General features: G+C 58.9%; 20 protein-coding genes and 1 tRNA gene. 6 read left to right on the top strand and 15 right to left on the bottom strand.

The annotated features are described in order from the left end of the window. Positions 1–136: 136 nt before the first annotated feature. The 14 genes from HX803_RS04375 to HX803_RS04310 form a co-directional block, all read right to left on the bottom strand. The gene (locus HX803_RS04375; protein WP_178919232.1) at positions 137–352 is read right to left on the bottom strand and encodes a hypothetical protein; all 216 of its coding nucleotides are present in this window, start codon (positions 350–352) and stop codon (positions 137–139) included. 55 nt (positions 353–407) lie between these two features. Continuing rightward, the gene (sctL, locus tag HX803_RS04370; RefSeq protein ID WP_306172752.1) at positions 408–983 is read right to left on the bottom strand and encodes a type III secretion system stator protein SctL; all 576 of its coding nucleotides are present in this window, start codon (positions 981–983) and stop codon (positions 408–410) included. A 617-nt stretch (positions 984–1,600) separates the two neighbouring features. Continuing rightward, entirely contained in the window at positions 1,601–2,401 is an 801-nt protein-coding gene (gene sctJ, locus HX803_RS04365) for a type III secretion system inner membrane ring lipoprotein SctJ (protein WP_178919228.1), read from the bottom strand. A gap of 5 nt (positions 2,402–2,406) precedes the next feature. Beyond that, a complete protein-coding gene (locus HX803_RS04360; RefSeq protein ID WP_178919227.1) occupies positions 2,407–2,775 on the bottom strand; it encodes an EscI/YscI/HrpB family type III secretion system inner rod protein in 369 nt (122 codons plus the stop codon). Positions 2,776–2,891: 116 nt separating this feature from the next. Further along, positions 2,892–3,086, bottom strand: a complete 195-nt coding sequence (locus tag HX803_RS04355; RefSeq protein ID WP_178919225.1) for a hypothetical protein — start codon at positions 3,084–3,086, stop codon at positions 2,892–2,894. 172 nt (positions 3,087–3,258) lie between these two features. Next, entirely contained in the window at positions 3,259–4,182 is a 924-nt protein-coding gene (locus HX803_RS04350) for a sigma 54-interacting transcriptional regulator (RefSeq protein WP_178919222.1), read from the bottom strand. Positions 4,183–4,501: 319 nt separating this feature from the next. Beyond that, the gene (ychF, locus tag HX803_RS04345) at positions 4,502–5,602 is read right to left on the bottom strand and encodes a redox-regulated ATPase YchF (RefSeq protein ID WP_178919220.1); all 1,101 of its coding nucleotides are present in this window, start codon (positions 5,600–5,602) and stop codon (positions 4,502–4,504) included. Positions 5,603–5,623: 21 nt separating this feature from the next. Further along, complete coding sequence (pth, locus tag HX803_RS04340; RefSeq protein WP_010213318.1) at positions 5,624–6,208, bottom strand: aminoacyl-tRNA hydrolase; 585 nt, start codon at positions 6,206–6,208, stop codon at positions 5,624–5,626. Between the two features lie 167 nt (positions 6,209–6,375). Continuing rightward, positions 6,376–6,972: a 50S ribosomal protein L25/general stress protein Ctc gene (locus tag HX803_RS04335; RefSeq protein ID WP_178919218.1), complete on the bottom strand. Its 597-nt coding sequence runs from the start codon at positions 6,970–6,972 to the stop codon at positions 6,376–6,378. 137 nt (positions 6,973–7,109) lie between these two features. Next, positions 7,110–8,051, bottom strand: a complete 942-nt coding sequence (locus HX803_RS04330; protein ID WP_003171603.1) for a ribose-phosphate pyrophosphokinase — start codon at positions 8,049–8,051, stop codon at positions 7,110–7,112. A 46-nt stretch (positions 8,052–8,097) separates the two neighbouring features. Beyond that, positions 8,098–8,172, bottom strand: a tRNA-Gln gene (locus HX803_RS04325). A gap of 37 nt (positions 8,173–8,209) precedes the next feature. Continuing rightward, complete coding sequence (gene ispE, locus HX803_RS04320) at positions 8,210–9,013, bottom strand: 4-(cytidine 5'-diphospho)-2-C-methyl-D-erythritol kinase (RefSeq protein ID WP_218646939.1); 804 nt, start codon at positions 9,011–9,013, stop codon at positions 8,210–8,212. Between the two features lie 49 nt (positions 9,014–9,062). Then, positions 9,063–9,680, bottom strand: a complete 618-nt coding sequence (lolB, locus tag HX803_RS04315; RefSeq protein ID WP_178919214.1) for a lipoprotein insertase outer membrane protein LolB — start codon at positions 9,678–9,680, stop codon at positions 9,063–9,065. 4 nt (positions 9,681–9,684) lie between these two features. After that, a complete protein-coding gene (locus HX803_RS04310; RefSeq protein WP_178919212.1) occupies positions 9,685–11,409 on the bottom strand; it encodes a tetratricopeptide repeat protein in 1,725 nt (574 codons plus the stop codon). Positions 11,410–11,592: 183 nt separating this feature from the next. On the opposite strand from HX803_RS04310, the gene hemA reads away from it, so the two are divergent. The 6 genes from hemA to HX803_RS04280 all read left to right on the top strand — a co-directional run bounded on the left by hemA (position 11,593) and on the right by HX803_RS04280 (position 16,959). Then, the gene (gene hemA, locus HX803_RS04305; protein WP_176995193.1) at positions 11,593–12,882 is read left to right on the top strand and encodes a glutamyl-tRNA reductase; all 1,290 of its coding nucleotides are present in this window, start codon (positions 11,593–11,595) and stop codon (positions 12,880–12,882) included. Next, positions 12,879–13,961, top strand: coding sequence for a peptide chain release factor 1 (gene prfA / locus HX803_RS04300; RefSeq protein WP_176995192.1), 1,083 nt, complete (start codon positions 12,879–12,881; stop codon positions 13,959–13,961). Before hemA ends, prfA begins: the two co-directional genes overlap by 4 nt. Continuing rightward, positions 13,962–14,792 (top strand): peptide chain release factor N(5)-glutamine methyltransferase, encoded by an 831-nt coding sequence (gene prmC / locus HX803_RS04295; protein ID WP_178919210.1) that lies wholly within the window; start codon positions 13,962–13,964, stop codon positions 14,790–14,792. Further along, the gene (locus HX803_RS04290) at positions 14,786–15,541 is read left to right on the top strand and encodes a molybdopterin-synthase adenylyltransferase MoeB (RefSeq protein WP_178919208.1); all 756 of its coding nucleotides are present in this window, start codon (positions 14,786–14,788) and stop codon (positions 15,539–15,541) included. The genes prmC and HX803_RS04290 overlap by 7 nt, the downstream gene beginning before the upstream one ends. Continuing rightward, positions 15,534–16,328, top strand: a complete 795-nt coding sequence (gene murI / locus HX803_RS04285) for a glutamate racemase (RefSeq protein ID WP_178919206.1) — start codon at positions 15,534–15,536, stop codon at positions 16,326–16,328. The genes HX803_RS04290 and murI overlap by 8 nt, the downstream gene beginning before the upstream one ends. A 112-nt stretch (positions 16,329–16,440) precedes the next feature. After that, on the top strand, positions 16,441–16,959 hold the full coding sequence (locus HX803_RS04280; protein ID WP_176995188.1) for an acyloxyacyl hydrolase: 519 nt from the start codon (positions 16,441–16,443) through the stop codon (positions 16,957–16,959). A 132-nt stretch (positions 16,960–17,091) separates the two neighbouring features. Here HX803_RS04280 and HX803_RS04275 read toward each other — a convergent pair whose 3' ends face one another. After that, positions 17,092–17,397, bottom strand: a complete 306-nt coding sequence (locus HX803_RS04275) for a YkgJ family cysteine cluster protein (RefSeq protein ID WP_178919204.1) — start codon at positions 17,395–17,397, stop codon at positions 17,092–17,094. Positions 17,398–17,415: the final 18 nt, after the last annotated feature.

Genomic DNA, 17,415 nt, shown 5'->3' with positions numbered 1-17,415 from the left:
CGGCCGAACAGGGCGCGCGGCAGCGGAGCGCCAGATATCGCGTTGGTTGAGCAGTGTCTGGAGGCAACCGAAGAGCGTGGCCTCATCGCACGCTCCGCGCGGTCTCTGAGCCACTCACCGACCAGCGCTTTCATAGTTACTGGAAACTCTCAAAGGCACTTTTGAGCAGCAAGTGATTCACCCGGTTGTGCTCCAGGTAGGCCATCTGCGTCGTGGCTTTTTTCATGGCCAGTTCGAAGAACTCGGCGTCTGAACCATTGGCTGAGACTTCAGCGATATTCGCTTTGTAGGCCTTGTGGGCGACGTCGCTGTTTCTTAATAGCTGGCGAGATAGATCATTAAAAAAATCCATGGTTTTTCCTTCATGTCGGTGGGTTTGAATGCGCGATAGACCTGTTTGCAAGACGTTATGAAAACGCTGGCTCGCGTACTTTCAGGTCGTAATCCAAGTACTCTTGACTGCTGTTGAAGAACGCTTCGAGCAGTGAGTTCCAACTGATTCGGAAGTCGCCCTCGTCGGTTTGCAGAACGAGTGTCTGAGGCCGGATTGCTTCGTCGGTGTGAAGCTTCCAATACGTGGCATTGCGAAGGCTGAGGCACTGTTCGATCTCTTCAACGTCATGGGGATGACACAGCAGCGTCGCATTGACCTCCTGGACTTGGCTGGCCAGTAGTTGCTTGAGCAAGGCTGCCAGCCTTTGGGGAGGCGCGATGTCGTCAAGCAGGCGACGCATCGCCTGCTGGGTGATGCGGGTCGCATAGTGTTCGAGGCTGTCACACATCGCCTGACGGTCGAGGTCCCACTGCTTGAGTTGGGTATCTGCGCGCTGCCAGACCTGCAGTGAGGCTTCTTGCTGCAGCACTTCACATTTCCTTTCTGCCTGGCTTATCAGCTCGTCGGCCTGGGCACTGGCGTGGCGTAAAATCTGGTTGGCCTGGTCCCAGTCCTTAAGCTCTTCACGGAGGATCAGATTACGTGGCAAACCAGAGGCACCGCTGGGCAACTCAAGGGAGTGTCGGCATAGCATCGGCGTTCTCCTTACACGTTCGAGTCGGGGGGGATGGTGTCGGTTGCCGTTGTCGTCACCCGCCAGACGACGGCTTGCCAGAGTGTGTTCAGTTGGCTGGTTGCTCCCTCGACGGAGAGTTTTTTTTTTCCACTTCTTGCACGTGTCCACGGGGAAAGCGCAATCGCAGGCGCTGCCAGGTGGAGGGCGCTACCCAGCTACAGAGCAATTGCAACGGGTCGGCATCGCGCAGTGGCCGCGCAGGAGGCAGGGCCTTGGAAAGTCGTGTGCACCACAACTGATGACTGTCGCTCAAGCCTGACGAGGCTTGCGGATTGAAGATGTCGTGAACCAGTGTCAGCGCCAAATTGAGTTGCTCCGTGGAGGCAAGGGCCAGGCGGAGCACGGTGGTATGAGGCTCCGGAGGCAGGCAGGCGACAACACCCGGGAGCGTGCAGGGGGCCCATCCACCGCTACGATGGAGCGCGTCCATCGCACTATGAACGTCATCTCGCCAGTCTTCGTGGGCGTACTTCCAAGGGAACGCCCACCATTGGGCCCAGGCCAATTGCTCGCTCGCCGACTGATCGATGCTAGGCGTCATGGGCAGCGCCGATTGATTCGCCTGCTACAGGCCTCCCTTGCCGCGCGCGCTGGCGTCGTGCAAACAGGAATGATGCGGCGAGGGTGATGGCCACTAGGCTGAGCAGAAAAAGGGTTACGCTGGTTCGCCAGAACGGGAGGTCATCGTTGGGCACCAGGAAAGGGCCGAAGTAAGCCAGGCGTTGCTGTTCCTGATAGGCAGTGGCTGGCACGAAGATCACACTTAGTTTTTGCGGGTTGTCCACCGCAGCGGTCATGCCCGGGATGCTGCTCGCGACCATCCTGCGTACGCGGGCGCGGATGTTATCGGGGTCCAGGCGCGGGTCATGTTTGATGAATACCGACGCGGACGCGGGTTGGACCGGCTCACCCGGTGCTACGCGTTCCGGCAGCACCACGTGCACACGCGCAACGATCACACCGTCAATATTGGACAGGGTGGCCTCAAGCTCTTGGGACAGGGCATAGATGTAGCGCGCGCGCTCTTCCAGCGGCGTGGAAATGACCCCTTCCTTGCGAAACGTGTCACCCAGCGTAGTGCGTGCCGCTCGAGGCAACCCGGCGGCTTCCAGCGTGCGTACGGCGCGCCCGATGTCGACGGCATTGACGGCCACGGTGACGCCATCTTTGGCCGGGACTTTCTGCGCGCGAATGTGTTTGTCGGCCAACTCTGCGATGACCTCATTGGCCTCTTGCTCGGAGAGTTGGCGATGAAGTTCGACACGATCGCTGCAGCCACCCAACATCAGTGCAGCCGCCAGGAGTAACGCGACAGGCAGGAAATTGTTCATGGCCATTATTGCAAGTTGCAGATTTTGTCGAGGCACTGAGTGGCCTTGCCCAGGCTTTTTACCAGCAGTTGGGAGGTCAGTACGACGTTGGATAGCTCACGTGGGTATTGCTTGAAATCGTCCGGGTCGGAGCCTTTGTTGGTTGATTTGAGTGCATGCGCAAGACGGCTTTCCAAGGCCTTGACGTGCTGTCCGGCCTCTGCCAGCAGCGAAGGTCCCGCAGGATTGTCTACCCGGGTGGTAGTCGCTCCTGGGCGGTTCAGCGATGAGGTGAAAAAGTCTACGTCTGTATGAGAGGCAGGATGACTTCGTGTGTTAAAGGCTTCTTCGAGGGCGTTGCGTTGCACTGAAAAGTCAAGTTCTTCTATCTTCATGTAAAGCCTGCTATGTCGATACTTGAGGCAGCCTACCTGGAACGGCTGATATCAAAAGTTGCTATTTCAGCGAACAAGAAAGCCTCCCCGATGGACAACACGGGGAGGCGGTTGTGTTATCGAACTTCTTTAGCTGCCGCATATTTGTTGGTGATTTGCTTGGCTTTCAGGCTCAACTCGAAACCCTCTCGAGCAATGGCCTCTGCCTTGTCTAACAGATCATCACTGCTGTTGCCTGTGCCGGGTTTTGTTCCTGGGGCGGACAGGAAATTATTGTTGGTGCTGGGGGGCGTAATACTTGGAATAGACATAATAAACTCCAACTGCAATGTTTGAAGGGGATACACGTTCGCCGTTAGCCAAGCCCTATTTATGCCTTAGCATGTCAATAACGCCTTGAGCGTGGCCCTAGTTGTGTGGTGTTTAGCAACAAGGCGTTCCAAATGTTTCAGAGGTAGATGTTTCTAAATATTTGTAAGCGCGTTAAGCCAGGGATATATTCAACTGCTTCATTCTGTAGTAAAGCGTGCGCTTGGCCACGCTTAGCTCCACTGCGGCGCTATCCACACAGTAATCGTGGCGTAGCAGCGACTCTTCGATCAGTGCCTTTTCCAGCTGCTGCAGGCGTGCTTTCAGACCCATCACGGATTCCTGCCTGATGTTCAAGGACGTGGAGAGAAGCGGTAAGCCCAGGACGAAGCGTTTGGCCGTCGAACGCAGTTCACGAACGTTGCCCTGCCAGGGATGGCTTAGCAATTGCTGCAGCAGCCCGCTAGGCGGCGGCGGGGCCGAACAGCCGAAGTGGGCAGCTTCTTGCTGGATCATTTCCAGGAACAACGGAATGATGCGCTCACGCCGGTCGCGCAAGGCCGGGAGTTGGATGTTGACGACATTCAGGCGAAAGTACAGGTCGCGCCTGAAGGTGCCTTGTTCGACCATTGTGTGCAACGAGTGTTGGGCCGACGCAATGACACGCATATCGACGGGGATGAAACGGGTCGAGCCTAGGCGCTCCACGCCGCGGGATTCCAGCACCCGCAATAGCTTGGCTTGCAGAGTCAGCGGCATGCTGTCGATTTCATCAAGGTACAGAGTCCCCAGATGAGCAGCCTCCACAAAACCGGCCCGTGATTGCATCGCACCGGTAAAGGCCCCGCTGTTGACGCCGAACAGCTGGCTTTCCGCAAGGCTTTCGGGGATGGCTGCACAGTTCACAGCAATGAAGCTACCGCGCCGCCCCGACAAATGATGAACCCGTTGCGCCAAGGTGTCCTTGCCGGTACCCGTTTCGCCCATCAAGAGGATGTCAATATTGAGGGTGGCAGTAGTATTGATGGTTTCTTCAATATCAGATCCTTCAATAAAGAGTGGATCTACTGGCGTATCTATTTGAAACGAGGCCGACATCGTGCGGGTGCTCCACTATCGCTGTCACTTCATTGTTGGCCTGATGCTCTATCAATATCAGCCGATAACGGTAACTTACCAAGTTTCTCGTTGAGGCTGTAAGAGAGGAATGAGAAAGATCCTGTAAGAAAAGTAAGAGTTGTTCCGGGAGAGGCGAGTTGTGTATGTAAGGGGGTGCATAAAGGCACGGAAGAAAACAGGATTAATCTGAAGTGTGAGTCGTAATGGCTGCGATGAAGGTTATTGTCAGGGCGAGCGCCCACAAAAAAGCCGATGCAATGCATCGGCTTTTGTTTGCGGAAAAAACCGCAGAGAGCACTTATACGTTGAAGCGGAAGTGCATGACATCGCCATCTTTAACGACGTATTCCTTGCCTTCCAAACGCCACTTACCGGCTTCCTTGGCGCCGGCTTCACCCTTGTACTGAATGAAGTCGTTGTATGCGATCACTTCGGCACGGATAAAGCCTTTTTCGAAGTCGGTGTGAATCACGCCGGCAGCTTGTGGGGCGGTGGCGCCAACCTTGACGGTCCATGCACGGACTTCTTCCACACCGGCGGTGAAGTAGGTCTGCAGGTTGAGCATTTCGTAACCGGCGCGGATCACACGGTTCAGGCCAGGCTCTTCCAAGCCCAGGGCTTCGAGGAACATATCCTTTTCTTCACCGTCTTCGAGCTCGGCGATTTCCGCTTCGATCTTGTTGCACACCGGCACGACGATCGCGCCTTCTTCGTCGGCGATGGCCTTGACCACATCGAGCAACGGGTTGTTCTCGAAGCCGTCTTCGGCGACGTTGGCGATGTACATCACAGGCTTGGTGGTCAGCAGGTGGAAGCCCTTGATCACGGCCTTCTCATCGGCGCCCATGTTCTTCATCAGGCTGCGTGCAGGCTTGCCTTCAGTGAAGTGCGCGATCAACTGCTCCAGCAGGCCCTTCTGGACCACTGCGTCCTTGTCGCCACCCTTGGCGTTACGCGCGACTTTCTGCAGCTGTTTTTCGCAGCTGTCGAGGTCGGCGAAGATCAGTTCCAGGTCGATGATTTCGATGTCGCGTTTCGGGTCGACGCTGTTGGAAACGTGAATCACGTTCTCGTCTTCAAAGCAGCGGACCACGTGAGCGATGGCATCGGTTTCACGGATGTTGGCCAGGAACTTGTTGCCCAGGCCTTCACCTTTCGAGGCGCCGGCGACCAGGCCTGCGATGTCGACGAACTCCATGGTGGTCGGCAGGATGCGCTTTGGATTGACGATGGCCGCCAGGGCGTCCAGGCGTGGATCCGGCATCGGCACGATACCGCTGTTGGGCTCGATGGTGCAGAAGGGGAAGTTCTCCGCCGCAATACCGGACTTGGTCAGGGCGTTGAACAGGGTGGATTTGCCGACGTTGGGCAGGCCGACGATGCCGCAATTGAATCCCATGGTGTTTCCCCTCGGTAAGAGTCAGGCCTTCTGGCTGTGCAGGTTTTTCATCGCGCGGTTCCATTCACCGGCGAAGATATCCGGCAGCACGCCGAGGGCAAAGTCGATGCTGGCATCGAGTTTTTCCTGTTCGGCGCGTGGCGCACGACCCAGGACGAAATTTGAAACCATACTGGCAACGCCTGGGTGGCCAATGCCGAGCCGCAGACGGTAGAAATTATTCTGATTGCCCAACTGCGCGATGATGTCGCGCAGGCCGTTGTGCCCACCGTGCCCGCCGCCGAGCTTGAGCTTGGCAACACCGGGTGGCAGGTCCAGTTCGTCATGGGCCACCAGGATTTCTTCAGGCTTTATCCGGAAGAAGCCCGCAAGCGCCGCTACGGCTTGGCCGCTGCGGTTCATGTAGGTGGTGGGAATCAACAGGCGAACATCCTGACCCTGATGCGAGAAGCGTCCGGTCAGGCCAAAATATTTGCGATCAGCTACAAGGTTCACACCTTGCGCGTGGGCAATACGCTCAACAAAAAGGGCCCCCGCGTTATGCCGGGTCTGTTCGTATTCGGCGCCTGGATTTCCCAGGCCAACGATCAGTTTAATGGCAGTCACGACAGGGGCCCTTCCTTTGGAGTTGTGGATAACATCGCCTGACCTTGGTGCGGCGAAAGTGGACAACAGTAGCTCATTTACTCAAGAGTAAACGTCGCGTTATCGCCCGCTTTCTCGCTACGTTCCGGTCCGCGATGTTTCCTCAAGCTCCGGCAATACAGAGTGAATTACTCTGCAGCGCCTTCTTCAGCTTCTGGTGCAACGCGTGGAGCGTGTACGTTTGCAACAGCTTTGTCATCACCGTGAGCCAGTGCAACGAACTCAACGCCTTTAGGTGCTTTGAGGTCGGACAGGTGGATGATGGCGCCAACTTCAGCGGCCGACAGGTCGACTTCGATGAACTCAGGCAGGTCTTTCGGCAGGCAGGTCACTTCGATTTCGTTCACAACGTGAGAAATCTCGCCGCCTTTCTTGACCGGTGCTTCTTCACCGATGAAGTGCACAGGCACGATAGCGGTCAGTTTTTGGCCGGCTACAACGCGAACGAAGTCAGCGTGCATGATGAACTGCTTGGACGGGTGACGCTGCATCGCTTTAACGATGACGTTTTGCTTGGTGCCGTCGACGTTCAGCTCGATAACGTGGCTGTAGGCAGCTTCGTTTTCGAACAGCTTGGCGATTTCCTTGGCCAGGATGGTCACGGACTCAGCAGGCTTGTTGCCACCGTAAACAACGGCTGGGATGTTGGCGGCGTGACGCAGGCGGCGGCTCGCACCTTTCCCCAGGTCAGTACGCGCTTGGGCGTTCAGAATAAAGTCAGTCATTTTGTATCTCCAAAATAGCCATCATCGAGGGGCGTTTGCGACCAGCGCCGTACTCGACATGGGCAAAAAAGCCCCGCCCCAACAGAATGTCGGGGCGGGGCGCTTTTCGTCAGTGGGATGTGCCGAAGGTTTGACCCTTAGCGGAACATCGCGCTGATCGATTCTTCATTGCTGATGCGGCGAACCGCTTCGGCAACAACCGGTGCGATATCCAGTTGACGGATACGCGCACAGGCTTGAGCGGCGGCGGACAACGGGATGGTGTTGGTCACCACCAGTTCGTCCAGCACGGAATTCTCGATGTTCTCGATCGCTCGGCCCGACAGCACAGGGTGTGTGCAGTAGGCGAAGACTTTAGCCGCACCGTGCTCTTTCAAGGCTTTCGCCGCATGGCACAGGGTGCCGGCGGTGTCGACCATGTCATCAACCAGAATACAGGTACGCCCTTCGACATCACCGATGATATGCATCACTTCAGAGTGATTGGCTTTTTCACGGCGTTTGTCGATGATCCCGAGGTCCACGCCCAAGGATTTGGCAACAGCCCGTGCACGCACGACGCCGCCAATGTCCGGGGACACGATCATCAGGTTTTCAAAGCGCTGGTCTTCAATGTCATCCACCAATACCGGGGAGCCGTAGATGTTATCTACCGGAATATCGAAGAACCCCTGGATTTGGTCAGCGTGCAGGTCAACCGTGAGCACACGGTCGATGCCTACCACGGTCAGCATGTCAGCAACGACTTTCGCGCTGATAGCCACACGTGCGGAACGCGGACGGCGATCCTGACGGGCATAACCAAAGTAAGGGATTACAGCTGTGATTCGAGTCGCTGAGGAGCGGCGGAAGGCATCAGCCATCACGACGAGTTCCATCAGGTTATCGTTGGTCGGAGCGCAGGTCGGCTGAATAATGAAGACATCTTTACCGCGGACGTTTTCATTGATCTCGGCTGTAATTTCGCCGTCGGAGAATTTACCGACAGAGATGTCACCGAGAGGGATATGCAGCTGACGTACGACACGCCGAGCCAGATCGGGGTTAGCATTCCCCGTAAAGACCATCATCTTGGACACGCGCAGTACCTAGAGGCTGAGGGTAACCTGGATGAGTATTAGAAAATGGCAGGGGCGGCTGGATTCGAACCAACGCATGGCAGGATCAAAACCTGCTGCCTTACCGCTTGGCGACGCCCCTGTATCTGTTGCAACGAGTGCCTAACACTCGGTTCCTTTTAGAGCAGACTTTGCAGCTTGCGATGCAACATCGAAACGTTGCTTCCCTTTGCTACAAACCCTGTAAGGGTCTCTGTAAGAAGGGCCGAGACTTTATCAGCTTCAGCTTTGCTTGGGAAGCCCCCAAACACACAACTTCCAGTTCCGGTTAATTTTGCTTCGGTAAATTTACCTAACAAATTCAAAGCGTTACGTACCTCTGGATAACGCCTTGCTACAACCGGTAAGCAGTCATTTCGACTGTTTCCCTTGGGAACGGGGCGCACTTTAATGGGAGGAGAGTTACGTGTCAACAGTGGATCTGAAAAAATTTCTGCTGTACTTACAGATACTTGCGGAACAAGCACGACATACCACGGCTCTTCGGGGTATTCAGGGGTGAGTTTCTCCCCGACGCCCTCGGCGAAAGCCGCGTGCCCGCGCACGAAAACCGGGACGTCCGCCCCCAGCGAAAGGCCCAGCGCCGCAAGGCGATCAGGGTCCCAGCCCAGCTTCCACAAATGATTCAGGCCCAGCAAGGTGGTCGCGGCATTTGAGCTGCCGCCACCGATACCGCCGCCCATGGGCAGGATTTTATCGATCCAGATGTCGATACCGAGGGGGCAACCGGATTGCTCCTGAAGTTTTTTTGCCGCCCTCACAATCAGATTGCTGTCGTGAGGCACACCTTCGAATTCGGTGTGCAACTGGATCACGCCGTCGTCGCGTACGGCGAAGGTCAATTCATCGCCATAGTCGAGAAACTGAAACAGCGTCTGCAGCTCGTGGTAGCCATCTTCACGGCGACCCAGAATGTGCAGCATCAAATTGAGTTTTGCGGGGGAGGGCAGGGTCAGGCGTTCTACTGTCACGTTATTGCCCCAGCTTGCGTGGTTGCCAATCCTTGATCACCAGCGTGACGTCAAGGTCGGTGCCGTGCAGCTTGATGCGCTCGGGCAGCCAGTAACCGCTTTGTTCGACGTAGCTCAGATACTCGACCTGCCAGCCATCCTGCTCCAGGGTGGCCAGGCGGCTGTCGCCGTTGAGGCTCAGGCGGCTCTTGCTATCCGGTGCCGGCAAGCCGCGCACCCACCAGACCAGGTGAGACACCGGCAGCTTCCAGCCAATCTGTTCTTCCAGCAGCGCTTCCGGCGAGGCCGCTTCGTAGCGCCCCTGGTTGGCCACTTCAAGGCTCACTTGCCCCGGGCGCCCGGTCAGGCGTGCGGCGCCCCGGCCCAGCGGGCCGGACAGGCGAATGTCGTAGTAGTCCTGGCGTTGCAGCCAGAACAAGGTGCCGCTGCCGGAATCCTTCGGCGCGCGAACCCCGACTTTCCCTTCGATCTGCCAGCCGTCGATGCTGCTGAGCTGGTCCTTGTGCTGTTTCCATTGCGCCGGGTTGCCCTGGCCTTCAACGGATTCACGGCTGCCTATGCCCGCGCAACCGGCGAGCAGGGCGATAAAACTGAAGACTACAACGTGGCGCAAGAACATAAGCTTAAAGGGTCTCGGATCCGGTCAGGCGTTTGATGGTGCCGCGCAGGATGGGGCTTTCGGGTTGTTCCTTGAGGAATTTTTCCCAGATTTGGCGTGCTTCGCGCTGCTTGCCGTTGGCCCACAGCACTTCGCCGAGGTGGGCGGCGACTTCCTGGTCGGGGAAGCGCTCCAGCGCCTGGCGCAGCAAACGTTCGGCTTCATCCAGGTTGCCCAGGCGGTAATTCACCCAGCCCAGGCTGTCGAGCACGGCCGGGTCTTCCGGGTTCAGCTTGTGGGCTTGTTCGATCAGCACCTTGGCTTCGGCGTAGCGCGTCGTGCGATCCGACAGCGTGTACCCCAGGGCGTTGAGCGCCATGGCGTTGTCCGGGTCGCGCTTGATGATCAGGCGCAGGTCTTTTTCCATCTGTGCCAGGTCATTGCGTTTTTCCGCCTGCATGGCGCGGGTGTAGAGCAGGTTCAAATCGTCGGGATATTGCAGCAGGGCTTGCTGCAGCAACTTCCAGGCGCGCTCGCCCTGATTGTTGGCCGATAACGTTTCGGCCTGGATCAGGTACAGCTGGATCGCGTAGTCCGGTTCGGCATCGCGCGCCGCCGCCAGGCGTTTTTCTGCCTCGTCGGTGCGGCCGTTGCTCATCAGGATGTCCGCCTGGCGCAACTGAGCTGGCAGGTAGTCGTTACCCGGGCCGACCTGGGCGTATTCGAGCAAGGCCGCCTGCGGGTCGTTGCGCTCTTCAGCGATACGACCGAGGTTCAGGTGCGCTGAGTCCACATGGCTTTCGCGCTGGATCAACTCTTCCAGATACCCCTTGGCCTCGTCCCACGCCTTGGCTTCCAGGCAGACCAGCGCCAGGGAGTAGCGCAGTTCGTCGTCGTCCGGGTATTGCTGGACCAGGTTGGCGAACTGCACTTTGGCGTCCTCCATACGATCCTGCTCGACCAGCGTGCGGGCGTACGTCAGGCGCAGACGCTTGTCATCCGGGTACTTCTTGATGCTTTTTTCCAGCAGCGGAACCGCTTCCTTGCCGCGATTGAGATTCTGCAACAGGCGTGCACGCAGCAGGATCGGCGCGATCTCGCCGTCTTCCGGCGGGTTCTGCTCCAGCAATTTCAGGGCCGCGTCAGCCTCGTCATCCTGTTGCAGCAGCAGCGCCTTGCCGAAAATCAGCTGGCTGTTCTTCGGATGCTTTTGCAGCAGGCGGTCGAAACTCTTCATCAGGCCATTGCGCGTGTCCTGGTCGGTGTCGGCGGCCGACAGCGCGAGGAAATCGAAATGGGTGTCGCCCTTGCCCTGCAGGACTTTCTCCATATAGACCATGGAGTCGTCATAGCGCCCTGCGCGTGCCAGTTGAACGGCAGCGGCGCGTTGGGCTTCCAGATCGTCCGGCGCGTTTTTCGCCCAGATCAGCGAAGTATCCAGCGCAGCCTGGTCGGCGCCCAGATATTCGGCGATGCGAAACGCGCGCTCCGAAATGCCCGGGTCCTGGGTATTGATGGCCTGGGTCACGTAGTTATCCAGGGCAATATCGAAACGATTGCGCTGGCCGGCGAGTTCCGCGGTCAGCAGGCTGTAGATCGTTTCTTCCTTGAACGAGGAATAAACCTTGGGCTTTTCAGGGGCGGGGGTGCTGTCTTCGACCGGCGGCGTACCGTCCGGCGACACGGGGGCCAAGGCCTGGCAGCCGCTGAGGAAGACAAAAGCAAGGAGCAACGCGGAAGATCTATTCATATAGGAAGAGGACGACTAACCTGCGGTCGGATCATCATGACACAAGCCTTCGGTCAAACATAACCGAGACTCAGCGGATGCCTTTTATAGACACAAGGCATTAGGACAATAGCCTACGGTGGTTGTTCTGAATCATTCGAAGTAGGACAATTGTCGGCTTCCCGACATCATCAGCGATATTGAATGGCCTTCCTCGCACTCGGTATTAACCACAAGACTGCTACCGTAGACGTGCGCGAGCGCGTTGCGTTCACGCCAGAGCAGTTGGTTGAGGCCTTGCAGCAGCTCTGCCGGCTCACCGACAGCCGCGAAGCTGCGATCCTTTCGACCTGCAATCGCAGCGAGCTTTATATAGAGCAGGAACATCTTTCGGCGGATGGGGTGCTGCGCTGGCTGGCCGATTATCACCATTTGAGCCTCGACGACCTGCGCGCCAGCGCTTATGTGCACGAAGAAGATGCGGCAGTTCGTCACATGATGCGCGTCGCCGCAGGGCTCGATTCGCTGGTGCTGGGCGAACCGCAGATCCTGGGCCAGATGAAATCCGCCTACGCCGTGGCCCGCGAGGCCGGCACCGTGGGGCCGTTGCTGGGCCGCCTGTTCCAGGCCACATTCAATTCCGCCAAGCAGGTGCGCACCGACACCGCCATCGGTGAGAACCCGGTGTCCGTGGCGTTTGCCGCCGTCAGCCTGGCCAAACAGATTTTCAGCGACCTGCAGCGCAGCCAAGCCCTGCTGATCGGCGCCGGTGAAACCATCACCCTGGTCGCCCGTCACCTGCATGATCTGGGCGTAAAGCGCATTGTGGTCGCCAACCGTACACTGGAGCGTGCGAGCATCCTCGCCGAGCAGTTCGGTGCCCATGCGGTGTTGTTGTCGGACATCCCGGCCGAACTGGTGCGCAGCGATATCGTGATCAGCTCCACCGCCAGCCAGTTGCCGATCCTGGGCAAAGGCGCGGTGGAAAGTGCACTGAAGCTGCGCAAGCACAAACCGATCTTCATGGTGGATATCGCCGTTCCCCGGGATATCGAGCCCGAAGTCGGCGAATTGGACGACGTTTACCTCTACAGTGTCGACGACCTGCACGAAGTGGTCGCCGAAAACCTCAAGAGCCGCCAGGGCGCTGCCCAGGCCGCCGAGGAAATGGTCAGCACCGGCGCCGAAGACTTCATGGTGCGCCTGCGTGAACTGGCGGCGGTGGACGTGCTCAAGGCGTATCGTCAGCAGGGCGAACGCCTGCGCGACGAGGAGTTGAGCAAGGCCCAGCGCTTGCTGGCCAACGGCAGCAGCGCCGAAGAGGTGTTGATGCAACTGGCCCGTGGCTTGACCAACAAGTTGCTCCACGCCCCCAGCGTACAGTTGAAAAAGCTTACCGCCGAAGGCCGCCTCGATGCGCTGGCCATGGCCCAGGAACTCTTTGCCCTCGGTGAGGGCGCGTCAGATAGCTCTTCGGATAAAAAACCGCAATGAAAGCGTCACTGCTCAATAAACTGGACGTGCTCCAGGACCGTTTCGAAGAACTGACCGCCTTGCTCGGCGATGGCGAAGTCATTGCCGATCAGACTAAGTTCCGTGCTTATTCCAAGGAATACGCCGAAGTCGAACCGGTTGTCGCTACCTACAAAAACCTGCTCAAAGTGCAGGCCGACCTTGAAGGCGCCCAGGCGCTGCTCAAGGACAGCGACCCGGACATGCGCGAAATGGCCGTGGAAGAAGTCCGCGAGGCCAAGGAAAAACTCGCCGAGCTGGAAGGCGACCTGCAACGCATGCTGTTGCCCAAGGACCCCAACGACGGGCGCAACGTGTTCCTCGAAATTCGCGCCGGCACCGGTGGCGACGAGGCGGCGATTTTCTCCGGCGACCTGTTCCGCATGTATTCGCGTTACGCCGAGCGTCGTGGCTGGCGCGTGGAAATCCTCTCGGAGAACGAGGGTGAGCACGGCGGCTATAAAGAAGTCATCGCGCGGGTCGAGGGCGACAACGTCTACGGCAAGCTGAAGTTCGAATCCGGTGCACACCGCGTACAGCGTGTCCCGGCGACTGAATCCCAGGGCCGTATCCACACCTCCGCGTGCACCGTGGCCGTGTTGCCCGAGCCGGATGAACAGGAAGCCATCGAGATCAACCCGGCCGACCTGCGCATCGACACTTACCGCTCGTCGGGCGCCGGTGGCCAGCACGTGAACAAGACCGACTCCGCCATCCGTATCACCCACTTGCCGTCGGGCATCGTGGTGGAATGCCAGGAAGAACGTTCCCAGCACAAGAACCGTGCGCGGGCGATGTCGTGGCTGTCTGCCAAACTCAACGACCAGCAGACCAGCGCTGCCGCTAATGCGATTGCCAGCGAGCGCAAGTTGCTGGTCGGTTCGGGTGACCGCTCCGAACGCATCCGCACCTACAACTTTGCCCAAGGCCGGGTCACCGACCACCGGGTCAACCTCACCCTTTATTCCCTGGACGAGATCCTCGCCGGTGGCGTCGAAGCGGTGATCGAACCATTGCTCGCCGAATACCAGGCCGACCAACTCGCAGCGATCGGTGAATAAATGACCATCATCGCCAGCCTGTTGCGCGCCGCCGACCTGCCAGACTCGCCTAGCGCGCGCCTGGACGCCGAGTTGTTGCTGGCCGCCGCCCTGGGCAAACCTCGCAGCTACCTGCATACCTGGCCGGAAAAAATCGTCAGCAGCGAAGATGCGTTGACCTTCGCCGGTTACCTGCAGCGCCGCCGTGGCGGTGAGCCGGTGGCCTACATTCTCGGCCAGCAAGGTTTCTGGAAGCTCGACCTGGAAGTCGCGCCACACACCCTGATCCCGCGCCCGGACACTGAATTGCTGGTGGAAGCGGCACTGGAATTGTTGCCGGCCACGCCCACCCACGTTCTTGACCTGGGCACCGGCAGTGGCGCCATCGCCCTGGCCTTGGCCAGCGAGCGTCCGGCCTGGCAGGTGACGGCGGTCGACCGCGTGCTCGAAGCCGTGGCCCTCGCCGAACGCAACCGCCAGCGCCTGCACCTGAATAACGCGACGGTGCTGAACAGCCATTGGTTCAGTGCCCTGCAAGGCCGCACGTACGACTTGATCATCAGCAACCCGCCGTACATTGCCGCCAACGACCCGCACCTGGTGGCGGGCGATGTGCGCTTTGAGCCGGCCAGCGCACTGGTCGCGGGCCATGACGGCCTGGACGACCTGCGGTTGATCATCGCGCAGTCTCCAGCGCACCTGAATGCCGGTGGCTGGTTGTTGCTCGAACACGGTTATGACCAGGCTGCGGCCGTGCGTGACTTGTTGTCGGGCGAAGGCTTTGAAGAGGTCCACAGCCGTATCGACCTCGGCAACCACGAACGCATTACCTTGGGGCGCCGCCCGTGCTGACCGATCAGGAGCTGTTGCGCTATAGCCGGCAGATCTTGTTGCAGCAGGTCGACATCGATGGCCAGTTGCGCTTGAAAAACGGCCGTGCGCTGATCATCGGCCTCGGCGGCCTGGGCGCACCGGTGGCGTTGTACCTGGCGGCAGCCGGCGTGGGTGAGTTGCACCTGGCGGACTTCGACACCGTCGACCTGACCAACCTGCAGCGCCAGATCATCCATGACACCCACAGCGTGGGGCAGACCAAGGTCGATTCGGCGCTACAGCGCCTGGCGGGCATCAACCCCGAGATCACGCTGGTCGCCCATCGCGCAGCGCTCGACGCTGATTCCCTGGCGGCCGCCGTAACGGCGGTAGACGTGGTGCTTGATTGCAGTGACAACTTCTCCACCCGCGAAGCCGTAAATGCCGCATCTGTGGCGGCCGGTAAACCGTTGGTCAGCGGTGCCGCGATTCGCCTTGAGGGCCAGTTGTCGGTATTTGACCCGCGCCGCGCCGAGAGCCCGTGCTACCACTGTTTATATGGTCACGGCAGCGACACCGAACTGACCTGCAGCGAGGCTGGCGTGGTCGGCCCGCTGGTGGGCGTGGTCGGCAGCCTGCAGGCCCTGGAAGCGTTGAAACTGTTGGCCGGGTTTGGCGAGCCGCTGGTAGGCCGCCTGCTGTTGATTGATGCATTAACCACGCGTTTTCGCGAACTGCGGGTCAAGCGCGATCCCGGCTGCAGCGTGTGTGGAGTGCAGCATGGTTAAGGACGCGCCGATCGGTGTGTTCGATTCCGGCATCGGCGGGCTGACGGTGCTCGACGAAATCCAGCAGCTGTTGCCCCATGAATCGCTGTTGTATGTGGCCGACTGCGGGCACATTCCTTATGGCGAGAAAACCCCAGGCTATATTCTTGAGCGCTCGCGATTGGTGGCGGAGTTTTTCCGTGGCCAAGGTGCCAAGGCGTTTGTTATCGCCTGCAACACCGCGACCGTCGCCGCCGTTGCGGATTTGCGCCTGGACTATCCCGACTGGCCGTTGGTGGGCATGGAGCCGGCGGTCAAGCCGGCCGCTGCCGCTACCCGCAGTGGTGTGGTCGGTGTACTGGCTACCACCGGCACCCTGCAAAGCGCCAAGTTCGCCGCGTTGCTCGACCGCTTCGCCACCGACGTGCGGGTGATCACCCAGCCCTGCCCGGGCCTGGTGGAGCTGATTGAAACCGGCGATTTGTGCAGCCCCGCGTTGCGCCAGATGTTGCAGGGTTATGTCGAACCGCTGCTCAGCGCCGGTTGCGACACCATTATCCTTGGCTGCACCCATTACCCCTTCCTCAAGCCGCTGCTGGCCCAGATGCTGCCCCCCAGCGTCATCCTGATCGACACCGGCGCCGCCGTGGCGCGTCAGCTTAAGCGCCTGCTGAGTGAGCGCGACCTGTTGGCCAGCGCAAACCCGCAGCCTGCGCAGTTCTGGACCAGCGGCGACGCCGACCACCTCAGAAATATCCTACCAGCACTATGGAAATCTCCCGGCGTTGTGCGTAGTTTTGGCTCGTGAAAAATTCGTGAAATATCGGGGTTAGAAGCTGAACTTCTGTCTACACGCCAGCTTCTATAGCGAGTTAGCCTGCACAAAACCAAATAACGTCGTTCTCAAAGGATTGTTTCTTATGAAGCGCTTGTTCTGTTTGGCCGCGATTGCGGCCGTAGTGGTGGGACACTCGGTTTCGGCACAGGCCGCCGGCCTTGAATTCGGGGTGGGGAGTACCAGCGATTCAACCATGACCTATCGGTTGGGCTTGACGTCGGATTGGGATAAAAGTTGGTGGCAAAGCGATACAGGACGGCTGACCGGTTACTGGAGCGGCGCCTACACCTACTGGGATGGCGACAAGCGCGCCAGTGTCAGCAGCCTGTCATTCTCGCCGGTGTTTGTGTATGAGTTTGCCGGGGAGAAGGTCAAGCCGTACATCGAGGCGGGGATTGGTGTGGCGGTGTTCTCCCGCACGCGGGTCGAGGACAACAACATCGGCCAGGCCTTCCAGTTCGAAGACCGCTTGGGCTTCGGCCTGCGCTTTGCCGGTGGGCATGAAGTGGGCATTCGTGCCACGCACTATTCCAACGCGGGCATCAGCAGCAACAACGACGGGGTAGAAAGCTACTCGCTGCACTACACCTTGCCGCTGTAAATCCCCGAGCACCACAAACCTATGTGGGAGCTGGCTTGCCGGTGATGCAGGCACCTCGGTGTATCAGTCATACCGAGGTGATGCCATCGCAGGCAAGCCAGCTCCCACATTTGAATATCGCCATATTCGCGATCAGCGGTAAGCGGTGGCAATGCCCTGTCGCTCTTCCAGGCACTCCGGTGCGCCCATTTCGAACTCCCGGCAAATCAGTGGCCGTCGCTCATAGATCGTGCACATCATCGTGTCCCGGTCCAGCGCCGCGCACCAGCCGTCGTCCAGGCGCAGCATCACCTCGCCGCCCCAATCGTCGGTATCGATATAGCGCTCCGGCACGCCGGTGTCGGTGATCAGCATCACTTCCAACTGGCAGCAGCAGGCCGCGCACGTCGAGCAAGTGACGGCGGGTTCGGGGATCTGGAAGTGGGGGATGTCGGTCATAGGCGCGCAGTGTAAGGC

The organism is Pseudomonas sp. P7548 (assembly GCF_013386585.1).
Taxonomy (GTDB): Bacteria; Pseudomonadota; Gammaproteobacteria; order Pseudomonadales; family Pseudomonadaceae; genus Aquipseudomonas.
The sequence above is the reverse complement of the archived record's forward strand: the minus strand, read 5'-3'. Positions and strand labels throughout refer to the sequence as shown.